This is a genomic window from Lysinibacillus sp. JNUCC-52 (assembly GCF_015999545.1).
In the GTDB taxonomy this organism is placed as follows: Bacteria; Bacillota; Bacilli; order Bacillales_A; family Planococcaceae; genus Lysinibacillus.
The window spans coordinates 1,728,152-1,755,067 of the sequence record NZ_CP065546.1 but is presented as its reverse complement, the minus strand read 5'-3'; the positions used below and the strand labels follow the sequence as shown (position 1 = coordinate 1,755,067).

Genomic DNA, 26,916 nt, shown 5'->3' with positions numbered 1-26,916 from the left:
TATGTGGCTACCATTTTTAGGTTTGGTATTTGGACTAGCACTAGGCTTGTTAACAAATATCCAAATTCCCTCTATCTATGAAAATTATTTGTCAATAGCAGTGCTGGCTGCATTAGATACGTTATTTGGAGGCATTCGAGCTCAATTACAACAAGTATATGACGATAAAGTATTTGTATCAGGTTTCTTTTTTAATATAGTTCTTGCGGCAGGATTGGCGTTCATAGGGGTGAATTTAGGGGTGGACTTGTATTTAGCTGCCATTTTCGCCTTTGGAGTACGTTTATTCCAAAACATAGCAATAATTAGGCGTATTTTACTAACTCGGTTAGATGAGAAACGTCACAATAAGAAAAAAACTTCCATAGAATGAGAGAAAAATTGACCAAAATACTCGATTTGCTTAGACATTAGGCAAGATTTACAATAGAATGAAATTAAGAGCATTTTCAAGGAGGTGCAGCGAATTTGAATCATCAAGAATTATATATATCACTCGATATAGGATCTTCTTCTATCAAAGTATTAATAGGTGAAATGAGCGACGGACAATTACATGTAATTGGGGTCGGCAATGTAAAATCGAATGGGGTTCGAAAAGGTGCAATTGTTGATATTGATGCAACAGTTCAATCTATTCGAAAAGCAGTAGAACAAGCAGAACGAATGACAGGTTATCAAATCGATGAGGTCGTTTTAGGCGTTCCAGCTAATCAGACGATGTTACAACTAGTTAAAGGTGTTGTCGCTGTAAATAGTGAAAATAGAGAAATTACAGATGATGATTTAGACAGAGTGGTAGAATCTGCACAAGTCATGTCAATACCTCCTGAACGTGAATTAGTCAACATCATTCCAAGACAGTTTATAGTAGATAATTTAGACGAAATTAAAGACCCACGAGGTATGATTGGTATTCGTCTCGAAATGGATGCGACAATGATTACGACCTCTAAAACGTTGTTACACAATGTACTTCGTTGCGTAGAGAAAGCGGGATTAAGCATTAGAGAGATTTATTTACAACCACTTGCGGCTGGTTATTTTGCATTAACGGAAGATGAAAAAAACCAAGGTACAGCCTTTATTGAATTAGGTGGCGGCTCAACAACTATTGCGGTATTTGAAGAGGGGCTACTGACACATACTGGGGTCATTCCAGTAGGTGGGGATCATATTACAAAAGACATTTCAATTGTTTTAAAAACACCGACAGATCAAGCGGAGCAAATTAAACACCAATTTGGACATGCCTTTTACGATGATGCTTCAGACGAGGAACTTTTTGAAGTGCCAGTTGTTGGTACAGATTCAAGGGATCAGTACAGCCAACGCTTTATATCAGAAATTATTGGTGCTAGATTAGAAGAGTTATTTGAACTAGTAATTGATGAGTTAGCACGTCTAGGCGTTCGAGATTTGCCAGGTGGTGTTGTTTTAACAGGTGGTGTGGCAAAGCTAGATGGTATAGCTCAATTAGCACGCCAAATACTGCAAACGCGTGTTAGAATATATACTCCAGATTATATTGGCGTTAGAGAGCCTTCATTTACGACGGCAGTTGGACTGATTCGTTACGCCTATCTAGAAGATGATTTTTATGGAAAAGGTACGAATACGCAGCCTATTGAGTATGCGGTTGTCGGTGCTCAAGCACCAGCATCTAAAAAGCAAGAATATGCTACACCTTCAGAATCAAAAGGAAGCGTAATCGGTAGAGCAAAAAAATTATTTGATAAATTTTTTGATTAACTTGAATGCGTAATGAATGATACAGAGTCGAGTTACCGTGGGAGGAAAAAAGAATGTTAGAATTTGATACAAGTGTTGATCAACTTGCAGTTATAAAAGTCATTGGTGTGGGTGGTGGCGGTAACAACGCTGTTAACCGAATGATAGAGCATGGTGTACAAGGTGTTGATTTTATCGCAGTGAACACAGATTCACAGGCTTTAAATTTATCGAAAGCAGAAATTAAGCTGCAAATCGGTACAAAACTTACGCGTGGTTTAGGAGCTGGAGCTAATCCAGAAGTAGGGAAAAAAGCGGCTGAAGAAAGTCGTGAACAACTAGAAGAAGTATTACGCGGTGCGGATATGGTATTCGTAACAGCTGGAATGGGTGGAGGCACAGGAACTGGTGCTGCACCAGTTATAGCACAAATTGCACGTGATTTAGGCTCACTAACAGTTGGTGTTGTCACACGTCCATTCACTTTTGAAGGACGCAAACGACAAACTCAAGCAATCGGTGGTATTGGCGGTATGAAAGAAGCTGTCGATACATTAATCGTCATTCCGAACGACAAGCTATTACAAATTGTCGACAAATCGACTCCGATGCTTGAAGCTTTCCGTGAAGCGGATAACGTTTTACGTCAAGGTGTACAAGGTATTTCCGATTTAATCGCAACACCAGGTCTGATTAACCTAGACTTTGCCGACGTAAAAACAATTATGTCTAACAAAGGTTCTGCCTTAATGGGTATCGGTATTGCAACAGGTGAAAATCGTGCTGCAGAAGCTGCTAAAAAAGCTATTTCAAGCCCATTACTTGAATCTTCAATTGATGGCGCTAAAGGTGTTCTAATGAACATTACAGGTGGCTCTAACCTTAGCTTATTTGAAGTACAAGAAGCTGCAGATATCGTTGCATCGGCTTCAGATGAAGAAGTTAACATGATTTTCGGTTCGGTTATTAACGAGAATTTAAAAGACGAAATTATCGTAACCGTGATTGCGACTGGCTTCACAGAAGAAGCGTTACAACAACATCGAGGAAATGCTCGACCAAGCATTAACAACATTAATAATAATCGACAAGCTGCGCCTCAACAACAAGCACCTATTCGTGAGCAGCGTCAAGAGATACATGTACAGCAAGAACAACCACAGCGTCAAAATCATCAAAATTATGCACAAGATGATATGCTAGAAGTACCTGCATTTTTACGTAACCGTAAAAATCGTGGATAAACAAAACTCGTATTTTACATTTGTAAAATACGAGTTTTTTTAAGTGCCTGACACGCAAACAATTCAGAATTGTTTGCGTGTCAGGCACTTTTTGTGTAAGGAAACGATGTTTTTTGTCAAAACATTTTAAGGAAATCATGCGATTGTTTGACAATATTTGTGGCGCTGGCATGCTAACTTTGTAAGTAGGAGGCGGCTGTTATGTATGGAGAATGGCTGGTGCTCATTAATACGCTTTATAATTTAGCAATATTGACGTTTACAGCAAAAGTTACAGGCGTACATGTAAAGAGTACGAGATTATTAATGAGTTCAATTATTAGTAGTTTTATAGCTGTAATCGGTGGTCACATGCTGCTTACGATTGTACTAAGTTTCATTGTACTAATTGGTCTAGCTTTTCGCTTTAAACTTCGAAGTTTTCAAAAGCAAGGTCCTATTGTACTGACTGCAACGATTGTTATTGGCGGACTGTTAACAGCATTACAACCGTATTTAAAGAATCTTTCTGTCATTCACTTTATTGTACTTTGCTTGTTGCTAGCATTTGGTAATCTTCTTATATTTTATAAGCAATGGGGATTTGTAAAGCTGGAGCGTGTAAGTGGACAGTTTGTATTTCAAACGACCTTAAAGGTTTTTGATAAAGTTATCCCACTTTCGGCATTCGTAGATACAGGGAATCAATGTATCGAGCCGTTGTCAGGAAAACCTGTTCATTTTGTTTCGTATTCGGCACTACGACCTTATTTACCAACAGCAATTCAAGATGCATTATTACAATGGCAGGAAACAGATCCTTACGATGTATCGATGTTTTCAGTAGATTATCAGCGACTAATTCGATTTATTCATGTCAATACAGTGCAACAACAAACCGTTGTCTTAGGCTTTCGCTTTGATGAATTACACATTAAAGGAGAGTCATCACAAGTAAAAACAAATGAATATATCGTATTAACAAAAAAAGCTAAAAATTTTCCGCATAGCACAGCAGCAATTTTACATTTTTCAGCGCTTTCAAATAACTCATAGAGGGGGAGAACTATTGCTTCTTAGGCTACTTGCTAGCTTGAAAAAATTATGGGGTAAGTTTCGGAGTCGTGAAACGTACTATATAGGGGGAAATGATTCATTGCCAGTGCCACTAAGTCGAGAAGAAGAAGTCACAGTCATTGCATCCTTTATGAACGGAGATTTACGAGCTAGAGATACACTTATTGAACGTAACTTACGTCTTGTTGTTTATATTGCTAGACGTTTTGATAATACGGGTACGCCGATTGAAGATTTAATTAGTATTGGTTCGATTGGTTTAATAAAGGCGATTGAAACGTTCAATACCGATAAAAATATTAAACTTGCAACATATGCATCACGTTGTATTGAAAACGAAATTTTGATGCATTTACGTAAAACAAGTCGCATGAAGGGTGAAGTTTCACTAGATGAACCACTAAATTCTGATGCAGATGGAAATGAGTTATTATTGTCTGATATTTTAGGGACAGAGGAACATATTATTTTAGACAATGTTGAAAAGAAAATTGAACGTCAGCATATGTTCCATGCCATTAATTTATTAGGTGCACGTGAACGATATATTATGGAATGTCGTTTCGGATTAAACGGTAAAATCGAAATGACGCAAAAAGAAGTAGCAGATCATTTAGGCATTTCGCAATCATATATTTCAAGGTTAGAAAAGAAAATTATACAAGATTTACGAGAAAATTTGAATCAGCCAATATCTTAGAGAGGGAAATTTATCCTACCTAAAATTGGACGCATTTTTTCTGCATATTCTCGATTCTGTCGGACAAACTGATGTAACGGTTTAGTCAGAGAATAACATCCGGAGGAATCGAATATGCGAACAAAAGTAGATCTTTGCGGCTTAGATACATCGACTTTGCCAATTTTAAAGCACGAAGAAATGAAGGAACTCTTCATTCGATTACAAGCAGGAGAAACCGAGATTCGGGAAGAGCTTGTAATGTGCAATTTAAGGTTAGTGCTAAGTATTGTCGGACGATTTGCCTACAGGGGTGAACAGGCAGATGATTTATTTCAGGTAGGCTGTATTGGCCTCATGAAAGCTATTGATCATTTCGATTTGAAGCATAATGTACGATTTTCAACATATGCTGTACCAATGATCATTGGTGAAATTCGTCGCCATCTGCGTGATCATCATGCACTACGTGTTTCTCGTTCTCTTAGAGATATTGCGTATAAGGCGATGCAGGCAAAGGAACAATGGATAACCGACAATTTGCGAGAACCAACGATTGAAGAAATCGCAGAAATGATTGACATGAAAAAGGAAGATGTATTATTTGCTTTAGATGCCATTCAAGACCCAGTTTCGTTACAAGAGCCCATTTATGCAGACGGTGGTGACGCTGTTTATATGATGGACCAATTACGTGATGATGATGTATCGGAAGATCAATGGGTTGCCTACGTGTCAGTAAAGGATAGCTTACAAAAATTGGATGTTCGTCAGCAAATGATAGTAGCTAAGCGTTTTTATTATGGTGAGACACAAACTGAAATTGCAAAAGAATTAGGGATTTCTCAAGCGCAAATTTCACGTCTAGAAAAAAATGCCATTGAAACAATGCAGAAAGATTATAAGTAAGTAGACAATGCGCACCCGAAACTTCGGTGCGCATTTTATCTTCATTGCGTTCGTCTAAACATGAAGATTGTAGTCATACATTTTTATATGCAATACTGCAACTAATCAAAAAGCATTGTAATTGTTTTAGCTCAACATAAACACAATGGTAATTGATTTAGTAGGAGGGATACAAATGCGTTTCTCAATGTTACAGCAAAAAGAAGTAATAGAAGCAGGGAATGGACGTTTTTTAGGCTTTGTTGTAGATGCAGAAGTATCAAAAGAAACGGGCTATGTAACGGCGTTTATGATTGCAGAGCCTCGAAAATATTTAGGGTTCTTCAGAGGCGAAGAATCGATTAGAAAAGTGTATATGAAGGATGTTCTTGTAGTCGGCAAAGATGTCATTCTAGTAAAGGCATTATCGTAGAAACATGGCATTTGTGCTGCTCGCTCCTATTTTCCGAACAGTAAGTCTGTAGCCCCTCATTTAGTGTGAGCAGCGAAAATGTATAAGCATTTATAGGTCAGGCTATTCATTGATAAATAAAGAGTTGCTTGTTACAATAAAGGAAACTAAGTTGTAAAGTTGGGAAAAAAGTGACGAAAATCTTAACAAATTTAGACAAAATTAATAATCAAATACAAGCAGCACAACAGCGTTCAAATCGTGAGGCAACTAATGTTCAAATTATTGCTGTTACGAAAGAGGTTTCCGTTGAGAGAACACAAGAAGCAATTGATGCAGGGCTTATACATTTAGGTGAAAATCGTCCTGAAGGCTTAAAACAAAAAATTGAAGCCATTCAAGCTAATGTACATTGGCATTATATTGGATCATTACAAACGCGAAAAGTAAAACAAGTTATTAATGAAATTGATTACTTACATTCATTGGATCGTCTAAGCTTAGCAGAAGAAATTGAAAAAAGAGCAACAAAACAGGTAAAATGTTTTGTACAAGTTAATGTGTCAGGTGAAGAATCAAAACATGGTTTAACACCAGAGGACGCAGTAACTTTTATTGAATCTTTACAAAACTTCTCGAAAATTCAAGTTGTAGGTTTAATGACTATGGCACCAAATACAGAGGACGAATCAATTATTCGCTCTGTTTTTAAACAATTAAAACAATGTCAACAGCAAATAGCCGAACGAGGATTCGCACACGCGCCTTGTACCGAGTTATCAATGGGCATGTCTAATGACTTTGAAATAGCGGTAGAGGAAGGAGCTACATTCGTTCGAGTCGGAACGGCTCTTGTTGGAAATGAAAGAGGGGAACAGGATGAGCATGAAAAATAAAATTAAAAACTTCTTTTATCTTGAAGAAGAACTAGAAGAAGAAATCACGCAAGCTCCTATTCAACAGCAACAACCCGTGCAACAACAACCGATTCATGCAGCTAAACCATCTAAAAAGGTTATCAAAGAACGTAAGGCACAGATTCATGAAATTGTACCGCAAAGTACAACAGCCAATAATAATATTGTTAGTTTACAAGCAGCTATGAATACAAAAGGTGCAAAAGTTGTATTGGTAGAACCGAGAGTTTATGCAGAGGCTCAGGATATTGCTGAAAACTTAAAAAACAAACGAGCAACAATTGTTAATCTGCAACGAATCGAACGAGAACAAGGTATTCGAATTATTGATTTTTTAAGCGGTACCGTCTATGCGCTAGGTGGAGACATTCAGCGTATAGGGAAAGATATATTTTTATGCACACCAGATAATGTAGAAGTATCTGGAGAAATTTCAAATTTTATTTTAGACGATAATTAATAGCGAGGATTGTAGTTTATATGACTTTTTATATAATTTTGCATTATGTGGATTTAGCGTTTACTGTGTACTCATTTATGCTAGTAGCATATGTTTTAATGTCTTGGGTACCAGCCGCCCAAAGTTCAGCGATTGGACGTTTTCTTGAAAGACTATGCGAGCCATATTTAGGGCTTTTCAGAAAGATCATTCCTCCTATTGGTATGGTTGATATTTCTCCGATCGTGGCAATTTTTATGTTGAATTTTATTAAAAATGGGCTTTTTATTGTGATTCAAAAAATATTCTTTATGTTTTAGTTAAAATCCTCACAATTAGTGGGGATTTTTTGTGTAAAAAGGGAATACTAGACTTAACTAAACTAATAGTTTCAATTGGATGAGGTAGATGGGGTGAACAATAAATGGAGCATTTAATACAACATTTTAGGAAGGATGAGCAGCCTTTTATTGAGCAAGTAGTAAGCTGGCAACGTGAGGTGGAAGATCGCTATGCTCCGAAACTTACAGATTTTTTAGATCCAAGGCAGCGCTTTATCGTAAAGTCTGTTATTACGCAGAACAATATGCTTCAAACGACTAGTGATGGCTTGTTTCATGAAGCAGAACGTCAACGTATGCTAATTTTCCCGACATATTTCGAACCGCAAGCGGAAGATTATCAGTTAACAGTATTTACTATTCACTATCCTGCAAGATTTGTACAACTGCGCCATCCAGATGTTCTCGGTGCTCTATTATCATTAGGATTAGATAGAGCTAAATTCGGAGATATTCGGGTGAATGAGCAACAAGTACAGTTTGTTGTGGCTGAAGAAGTAGCAGACTATGTACGCCTTCATTTAACAGGGATAGGCAAAATAAAAGTACACGTAGAATCAATTAAAGAGTCACAAGCGCTTATTGACAATGAAGACGATTGGCAGGAAGAATCCCATACCGTTTCTTCTATGCGTTTAGATGTCATTATCGCAACAGTATTAAAAGTGTCTCGTCAAAAAGCACAAGCACTTATTACTGGAAAAAAAGTGCGTGTAAACTGGACTGAACGAGATAGTGTTGCATTTGAATGTCAAGAAGGTGATATTTTATCAGTACGAGGTAGTGGTCGCGTAAAAATAATAATGACAGAAGGCCGAACAAAGAAAGATAAAATTCGTTTACAAATCGGTCGTTTGACCCAAAAAGGCTAAAAAACATGTAATTTCTATTTATTTTTACTGCTAAGTTGTTAGAACAATTGTATAATAGAACTTACGAATGTACTTGTAAAGGAGAGAAGGATCGTATGCCATTATCACCTATTGATATACATAATAAGGAGTTTACAAAATCTTTCAGGGGATATGCTGAAGATGAAGTAAATGAATTTTTAGATCAAATCATTAAAGATTATGAAAAATTACTACGTGAAAAAAAAGATGTCGATAAGCAATTAGAAATGGCTTTAGAGCAAGCGAGACATTTTAATTCTTTAGAGGAAACATTACAAAAATCAATTGTTGTCGCACAAGAGGCAGCAGATGAAGTACGAAGAAATTCACAAAAAGAAGCAAAGCTAATTGTAAAAGAAGCTGAAAAAAATGCCGACCGTATTATTAATGAGGCGTTAACGAAAGCACGTAAAGTAACAATAGAAATAGATGAGCTGAAAAAGCAGTCCAAAGTTTTCCGCAATCGTTTTAAAATGCTTGTCGAAGCACAATTGGATTTACTGAATGCAGACGACTGGGATCATTTATTGCAATATGATATTGATCTAACAGAAATTCAGTCTTCTGTTGAGGATGCACAAGAATCAGAAGAAATTTAAATGGTCCATTGACGAAAAAGTGAAGTAGTCATTGAATGAATATGACTTGACGCCATACATGGATTTCCATATACTATTGTCATAGTAATTAAAAAGAACAGATATGCATATAGGCAGAGACGAAGACAGTATTTGTTAGGTGTAGTAAAGCGATTTGGGGATAGTGGGAGCCCAAACAAGCAATTAACAAAGAAAATCACTTCTGAGCTAAATAACTGAACGTTAAGTAAGTTATTTCGGAGCGCACAACGTTAACGTGCTTTCAAGCGGTAGTACAATTATGTACTACAACTAGGGTGGTACCGCGAGTTCAAGCTTCTCGTCCCTTTTAGGGATGGAGAGGCTTTTTTGTTGTTATTGGATTGTTTTGCGTGTCACTAGGAAAGTATAGCAAAAAGGCGCAGTTTAAAATACTGGCACAAGATGTGTCATATTTACTTTTGCTTGGTGCTCACAACAATTTGTCCAATGTAATGAAATGCTTAGCAATTGTTCTCTGTTTGCAAAAAATAAAGGAGGAATTAACAAATGGTTGAATATAAAGAAACCTTACTAATGCCAAAAACGGATTTCCCAATGCGTGGAAATTTACCAGCGAATGAACCAAAAATGCAAGAAAAATGGAATGAGATGGACATCAATAAATTACAAATGGAGCGTACAGCAGGTCGTCCTGAGTACGTTCTACATGATGGCCCTCCATATGCAAATGGTGATATCCATATTGGTCATGCCTTAAACAAAGTACTGAAAGATATGATTACACGCCATCGTTCAATGACAGGTTTCCATGTTAACTATATTCCTGGCTGGGATACACATGGTTTACCAATCGAGCAAGCGTTAACAAACAAAGGTGTAAAACGTAAAGAAATGTCCATTGCTGAATTCCGTGAGCTTTGCGAAAAATATGCATATGAACAAATCGACAATCAGCGTGAGCAATTCCGTCGATTAGGAATTCGCGGTGATTGGGAAAACCCATATATTACGTTAAAACCAGAATTTGAAGCTCGACAAATTGAAGTGTTCGGTAAAATGGCTGAAAAAGGCTATATTTATAAAGGCCTAAAACCAGTGTACTGGTCACCATCTTCAGAATCTGCATTAGCAGAGGCTGAAATTGAATATAAGGATGTAAAATCAGCTTCTATTTATGTAAGCTTTGCGATTAAAGATGCAAAAGGTGTTGTACCAGCTGATGCGAAATTTATTATTTGGACTACTACGCCTTGGACATTACCAGCAAACTTAGGGATTTCTCTAAATCCAGAATTCATCTATGTTGTTGTAGCAGTAGCGGATAAAAAGTTCATTATTGCAAAAGAATTACTTGAAACAGTGGCAAAAGAGCTTGAATGGGAATCTTACGAAGTGATCCAAGAAGTAAAAGGGGAAGCTTTAGATCGCATCGTAGCACAACATCCATTCTATGACCGTGATTCGCTTGTCATGGTCGGTGAGCACGTTACGGCTGAAGCGGGTACTGGTTGTGTTCATACAGCTCCTGGACATGGTGAAGATGACTATCAAATTGGTAAGTTATACGGTTTACCAATTCTTAGCCCAGTGGATAATAGCGGTTGTTATACTGACGAAGCACCAGGCTTTGAAGGTGTCTTCTACAATGATGCAAATAAAATGGTTACAGCCAAATTAGAAGAAGTTGGCGCATTAGAAAAATTAAACTTCTTTACGCACTCTTACCCACATGACTGGCGTACGAAAAAACCAGTTATTTATCGTGCAACACCACAATGGTTTGCGTCAATCGATGCATTCCGTGATGAGTTATTAGCAGCGGTTAAATCAACAGCATTTACACCTGCTTGGGGTGAAACGCGTCTTTATAATATGATTCGTGACCGTGGAGACTGGGTTATTTCTCGTCAACGTGCATGGGGTGTCCCAATTCCGATTTTCTATGCTGAAAATGGTGAGCCAATTATTACACCAGAAACAATTGCGCGTATTTCTTCACTATTCCGTGAGCATGGATCAAATATTTGGTTCCAAATGACAGCAAAAGAATTATTACCAGAAGGCTTTACACATCCAGGTAGTCCAAATGGTGAATTCACAAAAGAAAACGATATTATGGATGTATGGTTTGACTCTGGATCATCTCACCAAGGTGTACTAGTAGAACGTGGTATGAAATATCCAGCAGATCTTTACTTAGAAGGCTCTGACCAACACCGTGGCTGGTTTAACTCATCATTAATTACGTCTGTCGCAATTAATGGCTATGCACCATATAAAGGTCTATTAACGCATGGTTTCGTTTTAGATGGCGATGGTCGCAAAATGAGTAAATCATTAGGAAATGTAATTATTCCTCAAAAGGTAATGGATCAATACGGTGCAGATATTTTACGCCTATGGGTAGCTTCAGTAGATTATACTGCTGATGTTCGTATTTCAATGGATATGTTAAAGCAAGTATCTGAAGTGTACCGTAAAATCCGTAATACATTCCGTTTCTTACACGGCAATGTAGCTGATTTTAATCCACTAAAAGACCGTGTAGCGTATGCTGATTTACGTGAAATGGATCAATACATTTACATGCGTCTACAAGATGTATTAAAAACAGTGCGTAGCGCTTATGATCGTTATGATTTTGCTGCTGTCTACCATGCGGTTAATAACTTTGTTGCTGTAGAACTATCTTCATTCTACTTGGACATCGCTAAAGATGTTGTTTATATTGAAGGTCATGACAATCACGATCGTCGTGCAATGCAAACAGTTATTTACGATACATTAATGACATTAGTAAAAATTATGACACCAATTATTCCACATACAACGGATGAAGTTTGGTCTTATTTACATGCACAAGGTGTTGTGGAAGAGGTATCAGTTCAATTAACGGACTTCCCTTCAGTAGATGAGCAAGCAAACTTCGATGAGTTACGTGAAAAATGGGAAACAATTATTGATGTACGTGATGATATTCTAAAAGCATTAGAAGAAGCACGTAATGCAAAAACAATTGGTAAGTCTCTTGAAGCGAAAGTAACAGTTTATGCAAAACCAGAAGTTTTAGCATTATTAAATGATGCGAACATTGATTTTGCACAGCTTTCAATCGTTTCTAATTTTGGGGTAGCACCAATCGAATCAGCTCCTGCTGAAGCACTAGCTTTAGAACATGTATCAATTGTTGTTGAAAAAGCAACAGGTGAGAAATGTGAGCGTTGCTGGTCAATTTCGGCAACAGTTGGAGCGAATGATGCACATCCAACAGTATGTGCTCGCTGTGCAGAAGTTGTTGAGAAGTATTACGTATAAAAATGATGAAATAAAAAAGAGCAGTCGAGATGAAATCGACTGCTCTTTTTTTATGTTTGACTAGCTTTGAACATACCGATTTCTTCGTACGATAGTGGAAAGGATCATTGAATGGGAGGTAAGCGAGGAAGTCTGCACGAAGCTGTTTAGCAACCAAACATTCAGTATCATCTTTACTTAAACAATATTTCAATTGTATTGCGGTAGTCGGTTGGTGAAATCCCCACATATTTTTTAAAAGTAAGACTGTAATAATTGGGTGTATTAAAACCAGAACTTGCTGAAATTTTTTCAATGGTGTAGTCAAACTTGCGTAAGGAAGGGAGTGTTTTAATAATGCGAGTAAACGCTACATAATCAACAAAATTACGACCAGTTTCTTTTTTAAATAAGCGACTAAAGTGAGTAGGACTAAAATTAATTGATTTGGCGACATCACTAACAACTAGCTGCTCATCGTAATGCTCCTCAATATATTGAATAGCCTTTTGTAGCTGTTCATGTTTTGTTAAATCTTCATAAAATCGTATGTGAATATTATCTACAGGTGGTTTTCTACGAGCTTTTCTAGCCTGACTGTAAGATTCTTTAACTTGCATAGCGTGCGTAAAAACACCACCGATGCCTATAAAAAGGTGGATATTATAATCTCTTTTCAAAAGTTCGATAACAGTCATTAAAGTAGTGACACCATCTGTCCAATGCTTAAATGATGTATACGTCTGCGGTATCCGCATGAGCACTAATAAATATCGCTCAAAATTTAAAAAGGACAGCGGGGCTTTGTCCGAAAAATGCTGACGAAAAATATTGGTAATTACACTACTTGCGTCATGGAGTATCGGTCGGTTTTGTTGAGCATCTACATAGCCTTGGATTAAAAATACGATATTTGGAATACAGTCAGAAGATAAAAACGATGAAGCTTGTACAATTTCCTGTTCACTGTTTATTTCTCCCCGTATTAGCCGTCTCAAAAAAGCTTCGCGAAATGGTGATGTATGATTGTGAGGGATTTGTTGTGACAGCTCAAGCATCGTAACGGTACTTGCTTGCTGATCTTTATAGGATGCATAAAGCTTTTTTACAATTCGTAAAAATTTTTGTTTTTGCAAAGGTTTAATAAGAAGTGCTAGTAAATTTAATTCAATGGCAATACCTGCTGAATAGGTTAAGTGTACTGCAACAATAGGGACAATAATACTATTAGGATAATTTTTCTTTAATCGTTTGACCTTTACCCAATCAAATAAATGGTTAATTTCATAGACGAAAATTGCCACCTCTTGTGCGCTTGGTTGTGTACATTCGATAAATGTATACGGGAGGAATTCTTCTAACCATCCTATCATTTGCTGTTTCTCAATTGAATTCTCAACGTACCATACGACGTTTAAAATGCTAAACAGCCCCTTTCTAAAATCCAAAAATAAAAAGAAGTTTAATAAAAGTATTTTAACTTAAAATAGCAATATTTTGTACTAATACAGCAAAATATTGTACCTATATTATTAGAAAAATAGAATAGAATAGTTGTAGTGAATAATAATTTGAAATTTCAGATAATTATTCACCTAGACTAAAGGGGGTTAGTACTATGGCGGGGAGTCATGATTATGAGTATGTGGAAGCGGGGACTGTGGATGTTAGAGATTTGCCACCGTTAGATCCGACAACACATAAAATTATGAAGGATGAGTTTACTACAGGCTTTAGCTTAACGGTATTTTACTTTATTTTAATTTTTAGTATCCCAGTAATGAATTGGTTCGCTCCTGAATTTGCCTTTAAGAAAGTATGGGGAGGCATGACTGTAACATGGTTTGTCACTACAATTGTCATGATGGTGATGGCCTTTGTTATTGCTTATGTGCATACGGCTTTATATGAAAAACGTTTGAAAAAATATGAAATGTCAAATAAGTAGTTCATTAAAGGGGGCAGTTGAATGATTGAGACGCTATTAGAACCAAAGATGTTGTTGACCATTGCACTAATGGGAACGATTGTGTACATTACGTATTTAACGAAAAAAAATACAACGGCATCTGATTTCTTCGTTGGGGGACGGAGTTTCGGATGGTTTACGAATGGGTCAGCCATTGGGGGAGACTATTTAAGTGCAGCAACATTTTTAGGAATTGCTGGTTTAACATTTCAGTTAGGCTATGATGGTGCATATTATGCATTTTGCTTCTCCATCGGTTTAACTTTACTAGCTATTTTTGTTGCGGGCCCATTAAGACGCTTTGGTGCATTTACAGTGGCAGACTTTTTAGCCTATCGCTTTCATAGTAGACGAGCACGCTTAGCCGCAGTTATTGTTGTATTAGCGATTTCAGGATTTTATGCGGCTCCACAGCTATTAGGGGCAGCACAAATATTAAGTATGTTTTTTGGTACATCTTATGAATTCGGCATTATCTTTACATGTGTAGTGATGATTTTCTATGTAGGAATAGGCGGAATGAAAGGAACGACAATCAACCAGGCATTAGAGCTTTGGATTCGTCTAGGCGCGTTCATTGTCATGCTTATTGCAGCAATGTATGGGGGCTTGCATTACGATAAAATTTTAGCAGCTATTAATTCTTTTAACGGTCCTATTACAGGTACATCACCTTATGCATTGGATGGTAGTGATGTAAACTTTGATGGTGCGGCATGGACGGGGACAGGCTTTTATTTCCCAACGTTTTGGCAAACAATCAGTATGACAATCGGTTTAGCGCTAGGTACTATTGGGTTACCGCATATTTTATTGCGTTTTTATACAAATCCAAGTGCTAAGGCTGCCCGTAAATCCGCTTTAATGGCCATCGGAATTGCCAGTACGTTTTTCTTATTAGCAGTATTTTTAGGCGTTGTTGGTCGTGCTATTTTCATCTCAGGTAGTGCGAGTGAAGAAGTAATGAGAGATTTAGTACTTGGTGGCAATAACATGGTTATTCCAACAACTGCGCTTGCCTTAGGAGGCGACTGGCTTCTCGGCCTCGTTATTGCTGGGGCATTTGCTGCTATCTTCTCTAATTTATCAGGCCTATTTATTACAAGCTCTGGTGCATTAGCACATGATTTATATGCTAGCTTTATGAAAAAAGATATTACGCAAAAACAGCGAGTAGTTGCTGGAAAAGTAGCTATTGTTATTTTAGGTATTCTTTATGGCGGTCTAGGTTTACTTGTTAAAGATGCTTCTATCGGTCATTTAGTCGCTTTAGCATTTACAGTTGCTGCGAGTACATTTACACCGATTTTCATCTTAGGAATTTGGTGGCGAGGGATGACTGAAAAAGGGGCTATTGCAGGATTGGTGATTGGCCTTGTTGTCTCCATGTGGATGATTTTTTTACCAGGAACACTTCCAAGTTTCTTACAATTTAAAATTCCAGGTATTATAACAGTTCCAGTAGGTTTCCTGTCTGTCATTATTGTGTCATTGTTAGATCGGAAAGTCCCTGCAGATGTAAATGATTTTATGAAGCGCGTACACTCGAAAGAATCTGAAACGGTATAGGTCCTGATACAACTTTCACTATTTGGTAATAAATTGTAAAAAATAGGCAGTAGACCAACTCAAAGAAGATGGAGTTGGTCTACTGTCTTTTTATTTTGAGTCAATCAATTAATGCTTCTTTTAAAGTTATGTGTCCGCAATCGTCTATTGGGCTATGCAAAGTTGGATATTTTTCACGAGGCAAGCCCAACACGGATACTTTTGGGAGGAAAGGCAAAAAGAGTTATCATCACCTCATGTATTTTTTAGGAGCAGTCTATTTTATGAGCAGGCGATACTAGTTAATTGGAGTGGAAGGCGCGACACTCCTGTGGGAACAGTACGAGCAGAAAATCCATTTTTGCGGCTTCTGCCGCAAAAATTAGTTGGAGCTGTGCCTGCGGAAAGGGAGCGTCTGGAACGGCAATCAACGGCTTCCTATTTTGCGTAGAAGTCGTCCAAAATAGGGGACAACTTATTGAACTTTTTTGGACAAGGCATGGCGTTTATGTGATTTTTTTGACAGAACGATTGATTAAGCACGCCGATTTTTGCTTTTGGGCCACAGCCTTGTGTTTCCGTCATATTTTCATGTTATATTAGTTATTGCTATATAAGCTCTTATGGTAGAATAGGTAAGATGTTGAGTGATCGGAGGAATAGCTGTGTATAAATATTATGGATTGGCCGCTTTTGTGATTATTTTAGATCAATGGACAAAATGGCTAATTGTGAAAAATATGGAGTTTGGTGAACGCATTTCCGTATGGGATCCATGGTTTGGCATTTTATCGCATCGCAATAGAGGTGCAGCTTGGGGAATGCTAGAAGGGCAAATGTGGTTATTTTCCATTGTGACAATTGCTGTTATTGGCGCCATCATTTACTTTTATCATAAAGAAGCAAAGGGCAAGCCTCTTTTCCAAGTGGGTTTAATGCTGTTATTGGGCGGCGCCGTTGGTAACTTTATTGATCGTTTATTTAGAGGAGAAGTAGTAGATTTTGTCGACGTATTAATCCCTATTATGAATTACGATTTCCCAATTTTTAATATTGCGGATGCAGCATTAACAATTGCCGTTGTCGTATTAATGATTGGTTTAATCGCCGAAGATAAAAAAGAAAAGAAACAGGTGAAACAATGACGCAAGTATCATACACAATCGAAGAACAACAGCAAGGAGAGCGCATTGACAAAGCGATTTCAAGTATACAAACAGAATGGTCTCGTACACAAATTAGCAATTGGATTACAGAAGGAATTGTTAAAGTAAATGGTGAGACAGTAAAAGCGAAATATAAGGTAAAAGCAGGCGATGTAGTAGAAATCATCGTGCCAGAGGCAGAACCTTTAGATGTAATCGCTGAAAACCTAGCACTTGATATTGTTTATGAAGATGCGGATGTGCTCGTTGTCAACAAACCAAAGGGTATGGTTGTCCATCCTGCGCCTGGTCATATGACAGGTACACTTGTGAATGGTTTAATGTATCAGTGTAAAGATTTATCGGGCATTAATGGTGTAATGCGCCCAGGTATTGTACATCGTATTGATAAAGATACATCAGGTTTACTGATGGTAGCGAAAAACGATGTGGCGCATGAATCGTTAGTCGATCAACTTGTGAACAAAACGGTAACGCGTAAATATACAGCTCTTGTTCATGGACATATTGCACATGATAAAGGGACGATTGACGCACCGATTGGCCGCGATCAAAAGGATCGTCAAAAGCAAGCAGTTGTTGATAAAGGAAAACATGCGGTAACACACTTCCAAGTTATTGAACGTTTCGGTGATTACACACTTGTAGAATGCCGCCTTGAAACAGGACGTACACACCAAATTCGCGTGCATATGAATTATATTGGTTTCCCACTTGTCGGTGATCCAAAATATGGACCGAGAAAGACAATTGATTTTGGTGGACAAGTATTACATGCAGGAATTTTAGGATTTAATCATCCTACAACAGGTGAATATATGGAGTTTGAAGCACCACTTCCTGTCGATTATGTACAATTATTAGAGGAATTACGAAATAAGGATTGACGAATATTTAAAGAAGGTCTATACTAACGAAAGTGAATGAACGACTTTAATTTAATATTCACCTTTAATGGCAGTCCAGAGAGGCTGAGAAGGTACATGTGAACGTGTTGCAAAAATTTGTGCTGCAAATTTTTTCGACATGCTATTTAAACACGTACTCAACCCTCTCAGGCTATTCGCCTCGAGAGGTTTTTTTATGCCGTTGACAATGATGCTTAACGACTTAGGGAGCATCGCGTAACAATCCGAATGTGCTACAAAGCTTTCATCAGGAATTCTTTTTGATAAAAGTTGCGCATTATGGACAACACTGAAAATAGATTCTAGAGAGGAGGACAAAACATGTCAAAAAATGAGCTATTAGATGGGCCATCGATGACAAGAGCATTAACACGTATTGCACATGAAATAATTGAACGTAATAAAGGCATTGATGAATGTATATTAGTCGGTATAAAAACGCGCGGTGCCTTTCTAGCGAGACGCTTAGCGGAGCGTATCGAAAAAATAGAAGGTAAAGCGATTCGTACTGGTGAGCTAGACATTACACTTTACCGAGATGATTTATCGACAAAGCATGAAAATGAGCAAGCACATGTCGAGCAAGTAGATATCAATTATGTTGTTGCCAACCAAAAAATAATTTTAATTGATGATGTACTATATACTGGCCGCACAGTTCGAGCTGCATTAGATGCCATAATGGACTTAGGACGACCAGCCCAAATTCAACTGGCAGTATTGATTGATCGAGGCCACCGAGAGTTGCCAATTCGAGCGGACTATGTTGGAAAAAATGTGCCGACATCTGGCACAGAGCGGATCGTTGTTAATTTAACTGAAGTTGATGGTGAAGATTGCGTCATTATTTATAAAGAAGACTAACTATAAAGTGAGGAAACGTTATGTCAAAGGCAGTGTTAGATGTAAATGATAAACCGACTCCAGTCCAATTGGTGACATTAAGTTTTCAACACATGTTTGCCATGTTCGGGTCAACGATTTTAGTACCACAGCTAGTAGGACTTAGCCCAGCAATCGCCCTTCTAACAAGCGGGATTGCCACATTGTTCTTCTTATTAATTACGAAGTTTCAAGTACCAGCATATTTAGGCTCATCGTTTGCCTTTATCGCACCGATTTTACTTGCTGCAGGCGGTTTAGATGACAATGGCTTAAGTGTCAATCCAGGTAACGCTATGATAGGGGCGATGGCCGTCGGTGTTACCTACGGCATTGTGTCACTCATCATTTGGAAGAGCGGTTATAAATGGATTATGAAAATTCTTCCTCCAATTGTAGTTGGTCCAGTTATTATGGTGATCGGCCTTGGCTTATCAGGAACAGCGGTAGGCATGGCGATGAATGTTGATGGAGAGTATAACTTACTGCATTTCTCAGCAGCACTTGTCACATTATTTACGGCCATTATTTTTACAATCTTTTTTAAGGGGATTTTAAGTACAATGCCGATATTAATCGGCCTGATCGTAGGCTATGTATACTCAATCTGTATTGGTATCGTCAACTTCGAGCCGATTAAAGAAGCGAAGATGTTTGCAGTACCACATTTCATCATTCCAGGTATAGATTATGACTTTACGATTACATCTACGATTTTACTAGCGATGGTACCGATTGTCATTGTGACAATTTCAGAGCATATCGGTCACCAGCTTGTACTAGGAAAAGTAGTAAATCGAGATTATATTAAAGAACCAGGCTTACATCGCTCATTACTAGGTGATGGCTTTGGGACATTAGTGAGTGCGTTCATTGGAGGTCCACCAAAAACAACGTACGGCGAAAACATCGGTGTTCTTGCAATCACACGTGTTTACAGTGTGTACGTAATAGCGGGAGCGGCAGTGGTAGCGATTGTCCTGTCATTCTTCGGGAAAGCAATGGCAGTAATCGCAACAATTCCAACAGCTGTTCTTGGCGGGGTTTCCATTCTGCTGTTCGGTATTATCGCTTCAAGCGGTTTACGTATGCTAGTAGATAACCATGTTGATTTTGGGAACAGCCGCAATCTAGTGATTGCCTCTGTTATTCTAGTAATAGGTATCGGCGGTGCGAAATTTATCGTCACAGAATCTCTAAGTCTAGAAGGTATGGCGTTAGCAGCCATTATCGGAGTTGTGCTAAACGCGGTTTTACCAGGCAAAAAAGAAGCCGATATACCAGTACCTTACAATCAAAATAATAATTCATAGTAGTACCTTTTAATGAATTGTCCAGAGAGGCAAAAAAAGGGAAGTTGTGGACAAGCAATCAGTAAGCAATACAGCTTACTATAGTTTGTCACGCCTCCTTATGCCTCGCTGATGACATCAGCGGGGCTTTTACATTATTTAGACACTTAAATAATGAAGAACGTCATACATAGACGTTCATGACACACAATCTAATGGAGGTACATGATGAAGAACTTATTATCAATGGAACATTTAACAACTGAAGAAATTAACAGCATTTTACATCGTGCGCAGGCTTTTGAAAATGGCGAAACATCATCGTTATCTCGTGCTTACAACGTTGCAAACTTATTTTTTGAACCAAGTACCCGAACGAAAACGAGCTTTGAGATGGCAGAGCGGAAAGTCGGCTGTACTGTAATCCCGTTTGACGCAGGCTTTTCAAGTGTGACAAAGGGTGAAACGATGTACGACACAGTCAAAACATTAGAAATGATTGGCATGGATGCGGTCGTTATCCGAGCAAAAGAGGATGAGTATTATAACGAGCTACTAGAAGGCATTCATGTTGCAGTTATAAACGCAGGCGATGGCGCTGGTCAACATCCATCACAATCATTACTTGATCTGTATACGATAAAAAAAGAGTTTGGTTCTTTTGAAGGGTTAAATATCACAATCGCGGGAGATATATCGCATAGTCGTGTCGCGAAATCAAATGCTTCGGCGCTACAACGACTAGGAGCAAATGTGCACTTCCTGTGCCCCGAAGAATGGGCAGGAGATTTCAATGCACATCATTCTTGGGATGATTTAATTGAAATAAGCGATGTCATTATGTTACTTCGTGTACAACATGAACGTCATAAAGTAAATAAAAGCTTCTCAAAAGAAAGCTATCATGAAGAGTACGGATTGACAGTGGAACGTGAGAAGAAAATGAAGGAAAAAGCAATTATTATGCATCCTGCACCAGTTAACCGTGATGTAGAAATTGCATCAGAGCTAGTTGAATGCGAACGTTCTCGCATTTTTGAGCAAGTACGTAACGGTGTATATACACGCATGGCAATTATCGAAACAATTTTACAAGGGAGAGAATAACATGACAAAAGTACTTCAAAATGTGCAAATGTTAAATGAACAAGGTGAACTGCATACAGTGAATATCGCCATGGTCGATGGCAAAATTACTGCCATTGGACAAGAGGTCGATGTAGCTGGTGCGGAAATTATCGAAGGAAATGGTTTAGTTGTTGCTCCAGGCTTTGTAGATGTACACACACATTTGCGCGAGCCAGGTTTTGAACATAAAGAAACAATTGCCACAGGCTCTGCATCAGCAGCTAAAGGTGGTTTTACAACGATTTGTGCAATGCCGAATACAAAACCAGTGCCTGACACTGTAGAAAACATGCAACTAATTAACGGTCTTATAAAAGAAAGTGCAGTGATTCGTGTATTGCCATATGGCTCATTAACACAAGACATTTCTGGTGAAGTTCGTACGGATATCGCGGAATTAAAAGCACATGGTGCTGTCGCTTTCTCAGACGATGGAGTAGGAATCCAATTAGCTTCAACGATGTACGAACAAATGCAGGATGCAGCAAAGCATGACATGGTTGTTGTAGCACACTGTGAAGATAATTCATTAATTTATGATGGTGTCATGCATGAGGGCAAGCGCAACAAGGAGCTAGGGCTACCAGGCATTCCGTCCATTTGTGAATCTGTTCAAATCGCACGCGATGTTCTTCTTGCCGAAGCTGCAGGTGCACGCTACCATGTGTGTCACGTATCAACAAAAGAATCTGTACGCTCAGTGCGAGACGCAAAAGCAGCAGGCATTCGCGTCACTGCAGAAGTTTGTCCACACCACTTATTACTTGAAGAGATGAATATTCCATCAGATGATGCGAACTGGAAAATGAACCCACCATTACGCGGTGCGGACGATAAAGATTCTCTACATGCAGCACTTCTTGATGGCACAATCGACTGCATCGCAACAGATCATGCACCACATACAATAGAAGAAAAATGTTGCGGTATGGTGGGCGCACCATTTGGCATCGTCGGTTTTGAAACAGCCTTCCCATTGTTATATACACAATTTGTTGAAACAGGGAAATGGACTTTAAAGCAATTAATTGATTGGATGACTGTGAAAGCTGCCCAAATTTTTGACTTACCATACGGAACGTTAGAAGTGGGTGCATCAGCAGACATGGTTTTAATTGATGTAAAGAAAGAACAAACAATTGATGCAGAAGGTTTTGTATCAAAAGGTCGCAATACACCATTCAATGGTTGGGTTGCGAAAGGTTGGCCAGTAGTAACTATTTTTGAAGGTAATATCGTATACCAGGAGGCAGAGTAATGAAAAAACGTTTACTTATTTTAGAAGATGGCACAGTATTTACAGGCACAGCGTTCGGTAGCGAGCGAGCTTCACAAGGTGAGGTCGTATTCACAACAGGGATGACAGGTTATCAAGAAACGATTTCAGATCCTTCATTCTACGGACAAATCGTAACGTTAACATACCCACTTATCGGTAACTACGGTATTAACCGTGATGATTTCGAATCAATTACACCTGCAATTCGTGGATTTGTAGTTCGCGAACTAGCAAAAACACCGTCAAACTTCAGATGTGATTTAACAGTTGATGAATATTTAACATCAAAAGATATCCCAGGGATTGAAGGTATTGATACACGTAAATTAACACGCATTATTCGTAGCAAAGGATCTGTTAAAGCGATATTAACAGCGGCTGACGAAGAAGTGAATGTAGAAGAAACCGTTGCAAAACTACAAGCGACACCAGCCATTACACATCATGTGCGCGAAGTATCGCCAAAGGCTGCATACCCATCTCCAGGTCGTGGCAAACGAGTAGTATTAATTGACTACGGTATGAAGCATGGTATTCTTCGTGAATTAAATAAACGTGATTGCGATGTACTCGTTGTTCCTTACAACACACCAGCAGCAGAAATTTTAGCATGGCATCCAGATGGCATTATGCTGTCAAACGGTCCAGGGAATCCTGAAGACGTTGCAGAAGGTATCGAAACTGTACGCGATTTAATCGGAAAAGTGCCAATGTTCGGTATTTGCTTAGGGCACCAAATATTCTCATTAGCAAGTGGCGCAAAGGCATTTAAATTACCATTCGGTCACCGTGGTGGTAACCATCCAGTAAAAGATTTACGCACAGGTCGTACAGATTTAACATCTCAAAACCATGGCTATGCAATCGATATTGAGTCTTTAAAAGATACAGATTTAGAATTAACACATATCGCATTAAATGATGGTACTTGTGAAGGCGTACGTCATAAGAAATATCCGATTTTCACGGTACAATATCACCCAGAAGCATCACCAGGACCAGAAGATTCAAACCACTTATTTGATGAATTCATTGAAATGATGGAAGTAGAAGCAGGGAAGGGGAAACAACATGCCTAAACGTACAGATATAGAAACTATTTTAGTAATCGGGTCAGGCCCAATCGTCATCGGACAAGCAGCAGAATTTGACTATGCAGGCACACAAGCTTGTCTTTCATTAAAAGAAGAAGGCTACCGCGTTATTTTAATAAACTCAAACCCTGCAACAATTATGACAGATACTGAAATTGCAGATAAAGTATACATTGAACCAATCACACTAGAATTTGTATCACGCATTTTACGTAAAGAACGTCCAGATGCAATTCTACCAACACTAGGTGGTCAAACAGGTTTAAATATGGCAATCGAGTTAGACAACTCAGGAATTTTAAATGAGCTAAATATCGAAATTCTTGGTACAAAACTTGATGCTATCCATAAAGCAGAAGACCGTGACTTATTCCGTAACTTAATGTACGAACTTGGTGCACCAGTACCTGAGTCAGACATTATCCATAACTTAGATGAAGCGAAAAACTTTGTCGCAAAAATCGGTTATCCAGTAATCGTGCGCCCTGCATTCACACTTGGAGGTACAGGTGGCGGTATTTGTTATAACGATCAAGACTTAGAAGAAATCGTTACATCAGGTTTGAAATATTCGCCAGTGACACAATGTTTACTTGAAAAATCAATTGCGGGCTTTAAAGAGATTGAATATGAAGTAATGCGTGATGCAGCTGACAATGCAATTGTTGTTTGTAACATGGAAAATGTCGATCCAGTCGGTATTCATACAGGTGATTCAATCGTAGTAGCACCAACACAAACACTTTCTGACCGCGAAAACCAAATGTTACGTAATATCTCACTAAAAATTATTCGCGCACTAAAAATTGAAGGTGGCTGTAACGTACAGTTAGCCCTTGATCCATATAGCTTCGACTACTATGTAATCGAAGTAAACCCACGTGTATCTCGTTCATCTGCATTAGCTTCAAAAGCAACGGGTTACCCAATTGCGAAGCTAGCAGCAAAAATTGCAGTAGGCTTAACGTTAGATGAAATTAAAAATCCAGTTACTGGTTCAACTTACGCTTGCTTCGAGCCAGCATTAGACTACATCGTCGCGAAAATTCCACGCTGGCCATTCGATAAATTCGAATCAGCAAAACGTAACCTAGGCACACAAATGAAGGCTACTGGGGAAGTAATGGCGCTTGGTCGTACGTTCGAGGAAGCAATGCTAAAAGCTGTACGTTCACTTGAAACAGGTCAAGTTCATCTAGAGCTAAAACATGCTGAAGATAACTCTGATTCTTGGATTGAAAAACGCATCCGTAAAGCGGGCGATGAGCGTTTATTCTTCATCGGAGAAGCATTGCGCCGCGGAGTAACAATCGAGCAAATTCATGAATGGTCTGCAATCGACTTATTCTTCTTAAATAAATTCAAAAACATCGTAGATATGGAGCAAACACTTGCTGACAATAAAAACGATAAAAAAGTATTACGTACAGCAAAACGTTTAGGCTTTGCGGATAAAAAAGTCGCGGAACTATGGGACACAACGCAAGAAGCAATCTATGCATATCGTAAAGAAAATGGCATTGTCCCTGTCTATAAAATGGTGGATACATGTGCAGCAGAGTTCGAATCAGAAACACCATATTTCTATGGCACTTATGAGGAAGAAAATGAATCTATCAAGTCTGATAAACCATCTGTCATCGTATTAGGGTCAGGCCCAATCCGTATCGGTCAAGGGGTAGAGTTCGATTACGCTACAGTGCACTCAGTTTGGGCTATCCAAGAAGCAGGCTATGAAGCAATCATTATTAACTCAAATCCAGAAACAGTATCAACTGACTTCTCAATTTCAGATAAATTATACTTTGAGCCATTAACGATCGAGGACGTAATGCACATTATCGATTTAGAACAACCAATTGGCGTAGTTGTGCAATTCGGTGGTCAAACAGCTATTAACCTAGCTGATAAATTGGCTGCAAATGGTGTGAAAATTTTAGGTACATCGTTAGAAGACATCGATCGTGCTGAAAACCGCGATAAATTCGAACAAGCATTACATGCATTAGACATTCCACAGCCTCCAGGTGAAACGGCTGTATCAACAGAAGAAGCACTTGCGATTGGTGAACGCTTAGGCTTCCCAGTGCTAGTACGCCCTTCGTATGTACTAGGTGGACGTGCAATGGAAATTGTTTATAACGAAGAAGAATTACAACATTATATGGAAAACGCTGTTGAGGCTTCACCTGATCACCCAGTTTTAGTAGACCGATACTTAACAGGTCAAGAAATTGAAGTAGATGCGATTTGTGACGGTGAAAATGTATTAATCCCAGGTATTATGGAACATATCGAACGTGCAGGGGTACACTCTGGTGACTCGATTTCTGTATACCCACCACAAAAATTAACACAAACGCAAAAAGATACGTTAGTCGACTATACTACGCGTCTAGCAAAAGGTCTTGGTATCATCGGCTTAATGAACATCCAGTATGTAATTTCACATGGTGAAGTATATGTGATTGAGGTAAACCCTCGCTCATCTCGTACAGTACCGTTCTTAAGTAAAATTACGAACATTCCAATGGCAAACATTGCAACAAAAGCCATTCTTGGTAAATCAATCGTAGAACAAGGCTATCCAACAGGCTTAGCAGCAGAGCAAAAAGGTGTGTTTGTGAAAGTACCAGTATTCTCATTCGCAAAATTACGCCGCGTGGACATTACATTAGGGCCTGAAATGAAATCAACAGGGGAAGTAATGGGGAAAGATGCCACTTTAGAAAAAGCCCTTTACAAAGGCTTAGTTGCAGCTGGCATGGAAATTCGCACAGAAGGCACAGTATTATTCACTGTATCTGATAAGGATAAAGAAGAAGCAATTGCACTTGCCAAACGCTTCTCAACAGTTGGCTACCGCATCGTTGCGACAGAAGGTACAGCACAAGCATTTGAAGCAGCAGGCGTACGTACAGATGTTGTAGGTAAAATCGGTGCAAAAGGCCAAACGCTATTAGACTTAATTCAAAACGGTGAAGCACAGTTAGTAGTCAACACATTAACAAAAGGCAAACAACCAGCTCGTGATGGATTCCGAATTCGTCGTGAATCTGTAGAAAATGGCGTACCTTGCTTAACTTCATTAGATACAGCAGAAGCAATGCTGCGTGTAATTGAATCAATGACATTTACAGCAGAACAAATGCCAAAAGCGGAGGTAGTACATTAA

General features: G+C 38.6%; 24 protein-coding genes and 1 other annotated feature. Of the genes, 23 read left to right on the top strand and 1 reads right to left on the bottom strand.

What is annotated here, in order from left to right; translation table 11 throughout:
- Position 1: 1 nt before the first annotated feature.
- The 13 genes from JNUCC52_RS09000 (at position 2) to ileS (ending at position 12,496) form a co-directional block, all read left to right on the top strand.
- Entirely contained in the window at positions 2 to 373 is a 372-nt protein-coding gene (locus tag JNUCC52_RS09000; RefSeq protein WP_173477852.1) for a small basic family protein, read from the top strand.
- A 95-nt stretch (positions 374 to 468) separates the two neighbouring features.
- The gene (gene ftsA, locus JNUCC52_RS08995; protein WP_173477851.1) at positions 469 to 1,752 is read left to right on the top strand and encodes a cell division protein FtsA; all 1,284 of its coding nucleotides are present in this window, start codon (positions 469 to 471) and stop codon (positions 1,750 to 1,752) included.
- Positions 1,753 to 1,805: 53 nt separating this feature from the next.
- Positions 1,806 to 2,975, top strand: a complete 1,170-nt coding sequence (gene ftsZ, locus JNUCC52_RS08990; RefSeq protein WP_173477850.1) for a cell division protein FtsZ — start codon at positions 1,806 to 1,808, stop codon at positions 2,973 to 2,975.
- Between the two features lie 201 nt (positions 2,976 to 3,176).
- Positions 3,177 to 4,010 carry a sigma-E processing peptidase SpoIIGA gene (locus tag JNUCC52_RS08985; protein WP_173477849.1) on the top strand — a complete coding sequence of 278 codons (834 nt, stop codon included), beginning with the start codon at positions 3,177 to 3,179 and terminating at the stop codon, positions 4,008 to 4,010.
- A 13-nt stretch (positions 4,011 to 4,023) separates the two neighbouring features.
- A complete protein-coding gene (sigE, locus tag JNUCC52_RS08980) occupies positions 4,024 to 4,731 on the top strand; it encodes an RNA polymerase sporulation sigma factor SigE (RefSeq protein WP_024362133.1) in 708 nt (235 codons plus the stop codon).
- Between the two features lie 114 nt (positions 4,732 to 4,845).
- Entirely contained in the window at positions 4,846 to 5,619 is a 774-nt protein-coding gene (gene sigG, locus JNUCC52_RS08975) for an RNA polymerase sporulation sigma factor SigG (protein WP_173477848.1), read from the top strand.
- A 175-nt stretch (positions 5,620 to 5,794) separates the two neighbouring features.
- Positions 5,795 to 6,031, top strand: a complete 237-nt coding sequence (locus JNUCC52_RS08970) for a YlmC/YmxH family sporulation protein (protein ID WP_173477847.1) — start codon at positions 5,795 to 5,797, stop codon at positions 6,029 to 6,031.
- A gap of 170 nt (positions 6,032 to 6,201) precedes the next feature.
- Complete coding sequence (locus JNUCC52_RS08965; RefSeq protein WP_173477846.1) at positions 6,202 to 6,906, top strand: YggS family pyridoxal phosphate-dependent enzyme; 705 nt, start codon at positions 6,202 to 6,204, stop codon at positions 6,904 to 6,906.
- Positions 6,890 to 7,387 (top strand): cell division protein SepF, encoded by a 498-nt coding sequence (locus JNUCC52_RS08960; protein WP_173477845.1) that lies wholly within the window; start codon positions 6,890 to 6,892, stop codon positions 7,385 to 7,387. The genes JNUCC52_RS08965 and JNUCC52_RS08960 overlap by 17 nt, the downstream gene beginning before the upstream one ends.
- A gap of 20 nt (positions 7,388 to 7,407) precedes the next feature.
- Positions 7,408 to 7,686: a YggT family protein gene (locus JNUCC52_RS08955; protein ID WP_173477844.1), complete on the top strand. Its 279-nt coding sequence runs from the start codon at positions 7,408 to 7,410 to the stop codon at positions 7,684 to 7,686.
- Between the two features lie 104 nt (positions 7,687 to 7,790).
- A complete protein-coding gene (locus tag JNUCC52_RS08950) occupies positions 7,791 to 8,579 on the top strand; it encodes a YlmH family RNA-binding protein (RefSeq protein WP_173477843.1) in 789 nt (262 codons plus the stop codon).
- 95 nt (positions 8,580 to 8,674) lie between these two features.
- Positions 8,675 to 9,199: a DivIVA domain-containing protein gene (locus JNUCC52_RS08945; protein ID WP_173477842.1), complete on the top strand. Its 525-nt coding sequence runs from the start codon at positions 8,675 to 8,677 to the stop codon at positions 9,197 to 9,199.
- 107 nt (positions 9,200 to 9,306) lie between these two features.
- Positions 9,307 to 9,529: a binding site (T-box leader), on the top strand.
- Positions 9,530 to 9,727: 198 nt separating this feature from the next.
- A complete protein-coding gene (gene ileS / locus JNUCC52_RS08940; protein WP_337981940.1) occupies positions 9,728 to 12,496 on the top strand; it encodes an isoleucine--tRNA ligase in 2,769 nt (922 codons plus the stop codon).
- A gap of 173 nt (positions 12,497 to 12,669) precedes the next feature.
- Here ileS and JNUCC52_RS08935 read toward each other — a convergent pair whose 3' ends face one another.
- A complete protein-coding gene (locus JNUCC52_RS08935) occupies positions 12,670 to 13,848 on the bottom strand; it encodes an AraC family transcriptional regulator (protein WP_337981939.1) in 1,179 nt (392 codons plus the stop codon).
- Between the two features lie 245 nt (positions 13,849 to 14,093).
- Between JNUCC52_RS08935 and JNUCC52_RS08930 the strand changes: the two genes are divergently transcribed.
- From JNUCC52_RS08930 to carB, 10 genes are all read left to right on the top strand, one after another.
- Positions 14,094 to 14,423: a DUF485 domain-containing protein gene (locus tag JNUCC52_RS08930; RefSeq protein WP_337981938.1), complete on the top strand. Its 330-nt coding sequence runs from the start codon at positions 14,094 to 14,096 to the stop codon at positions 14,421 to 14,423.
- Between the two features lie 21 nt (positions 14,424 to 14,444).
- Positions 14,445 to 16,013 (top strand): sodium/solute symporter, encoded by a 1,569-nt coding sequence (locus JNUCC52_RS08925; protein WP_173477839.1) that lies wholly within the window; start codon positions 14,445 to 14,447, stop codon positions 16,011 to 16,013.
- Between the two features lie 644 nt (positions 16,014 to 16,657).
- Positions 16,658 to 17,137, top strand: a complete 480-nt coding sequence (gene lspA / locus JNUCC52_RS08920) for a signal peptidase II (protein ID WP_173477838.1) — start codon at positions 16,658 to 16,660, stop codon at positions 17,135 to 17,137.
- Positions 17,134 to 18,045, top strand: a complete 912-nt coding sequence (locus tag JNUCC52_RS08915) for an RluA family pseudouridine synthase (RefSeq protein WP_173477837.1) — start codon at positions 17,134 to 17,136, stop codon at positions 18,043 to 18,045. The genes lspA and JNUCC52_RS08915 overlap by 4 nt, the downstream gene beginning before the upstream one ends.
- A gap of 342 nt (positions 18,046 to 18,387) precedes the next feature.
- Positions 18,388 to 18,930, top strand: coding sequence for a bifunctional pyr operon transcriptional regulator/uracil phosphoribosyltransferase PyrR (gene pyrR, locus JNUCC52_RS08910; protein ID WP_337981937.1), 543 nt, complete (start codon positions 18,388 to 18,390; stop codon positions 18,928 to 18,930).
- A gap of 20 nt (positions 18,931 to 18,950) precedes the next feature.
- Positions 18,951 to 20,261, top strand: coding sequence for a solute carrier family 23 protein (locus JNUCC52_RS08905; RefSeq protein WP_173477835.1), 1,311 nt, complete (start codon positions 18,951 to 18,953; stop codon positions 20,259 to 20,261).
- Positions 20,262 to 20,468: 207 nt separating this feature from the next.
- Entirely contained in the window at positions 20,469 to 21,347 is an 879-nt protein-coding gene (locus tag JNUCC52_RS08900) for an aspartate carbamoyltransferase catalytic subunit (RefSeq protein WP_173477834.1), read from the top strand.
- Position 21,348: 1 nt separating this feature from the next.
- Entirely contained in the window at positions 21,349 to 22,626 is a 1,278-nt protein-coding gene (gene pyrC, locus JNUCC52_RS08895) for a dihydroorotase (protein ID WP_337981936.1), read from the top strand.
- Positions 22,626 to 23,726, top strand: coding sequence for a carbamoyl phosphate synthase small subunit (locus JNUCC52_RS08890; RefSeq protein ID WP_337981935.1), 1,101 nt, complete (start codon positions 22,626 to 22,628; stop codon positions 23,724 to 23,726). Before pyrC ends, JNUCC52_RS08890 begins: the two co-directional genes overlap by 1 nt.
- Complete coding sequence (carB, locus tag JNUCC52_RS08885) at positions 23,719 to 26,916, top strand: carbamoyl-phosphate synthase large subunit (protein WP_173477831.1); 3,198 nt, start codon at positions 23,719 to 23,721, stop codon at positions 26,914 to 26,916. Before JNUCC52_RS08890 ends, carB begins: the two co-directional genes overlap by 8 nt.

What these genes read in the sequence shown, in the direction of transcription:
- JNUCC52_RS08925 (WP_173477839.1), top strand. Translation starts at nt 14,445, where the DNA reads ATGATTGAGACGCTATTAGAACCAAAGATGTTGTTGACCATTGCACTA.
- JNUCC52_RS08955 (WP_173477844.1), top strand. Translation starts at nt 7,408, where the DNA reads ATGACTTTTTATATAATTTTGCATTATGTGGATTTAGCGTTTACTGTG.
- sigG (WP_173477848.1), top strand. Translation starts at nt 4,846, where the DNA reads ATGCGAACAAAAGTAGATCTTTGCGGCTTAGATACATCGACTTTGCCA.
- pyrR (WP_337981937.1), top strand. Translation starts at nt 18,388, where the DNA reads ATGTCAAAAAATGAGCTATTAGATGGGCCATCGATGACAAGAGCATTA.
- JNUCC52_RS08945 (WP_173477842.1), top strand. Translation starts at nt 8,675, where the DNA reads ATGCCATTATCACCTATTGATATACATAATAAGGAGTTTACAAAATCT.
- ftsZ (WP_173477850.1), top strand. Translation starts at nt 1,806, where the DNA reads ATGTTAGAATTTGATACAAGTGTTGATCAACTTGCAGTTATAAAAGTC.
- JNUCC52_RS09000 (WP_173477852.1), top strand. Translation starts at nt 2, where the DNA reads ATGTGGCTACCATTTTTAGGTTTGGTATTTGGACTAGCACTAGGCTTG.
- JNUCC52_RS08890 (WP_337981935.1), top strand. Translation starts at nt 22,626, where the DNA reads ATGAAAAAACGTTTACTTATTTTAGAAGATGGCACAGTATTTACAGGC.
- carB (WP_173477831.1), top strand. Translation starts at nt 23,719, where the DNA reads ATGCCTAAACGTACAGATATAGAAACTATTTTAGTAATCGGGTCAGGC.
- JNUCC52_RS08950 (WP_173477843.1), top strand. Translation starts at nt 7,791, where the DNA reads ATGGAGCATTTAATACAACATTTTAGGAAGGATGAGCAGCCTTTTATT.
- JNUCC52_RS08930 (WP_337981938.1), top strand. Translation starts at nt 14,094, where the DNA reads ATGGCGGGGAGTCATGATTATGAGTATGTGGAAGCGGGGACTGTGGAT.
- JNUCC52_RS08970 (WP_173477847.1), top strand. Translation starts at nt 5,795, where the DNA reads ATGCGTTTCTCAATGTTACAGCAAAAAGAAGTAATAGAAGCAGGGAAT.
- JNUCC52_RS08935 (WP_337981939.1), bottom strand. Translation starts at nt 13,848, where the DNA reads ATGATAGGATGGTTAGAAGAATTCCTCCCGTATACATTTATCGAATGT.
- JNUCC52_RS08985 (WP_173477849.1), top strand. Translation starts at nt 3,177, where the DNA reads ATGTATGGAGAATGGCTGGTGCTCATTAATACGCTTTATAATTTAGCA.
- JNUCC52_RS08915 (WP_173477837.1), top strand. Translation starts at nt 17,134, where the DNA reads ATGACGCAAGTATCATACACAATCGAAGAACAACAGCAAGGAGAGCGC.
- JNUCC52_RS08900 (WP_173477834.1), top strand. Translation starts at nt 20,469, where the DNA reads ATGAAGAACTTATTATCAATGGAACATTTAACAACTGAAGAAATTAAC.
- JNUCC52_RS08960 (WP_173477845.1), top strand. Translation starts at nt 6,890, where the DNA reads ATGAGCATGAAAAATAAAATTAAAAACTTCTTTTATCTTGAAGAAGAA.
- ileS (WP_337981940.1), top strand. Translation starts at nt 9,728, where the DNA reads ATGGTTGAATATAAAGAAACCTTACTAATGCCAAAAACGGATTTCCCA.
- pyrC (WP_337981936.1), top strand. Translation starts at nt 21,349, where the DNA reads ATGACAAAAGTACTTCAAAATGTGCAAATGTTAAATGAACAAGGTGAA.
- JNUCC52_RS08905 (WP_173477835.1), top strand. Translation starts at nt 18,951, where the DNA reads ATGTCAAAGGCAGTGTTAGATGTAAATGATAAACCGACTCCAGTCCAA.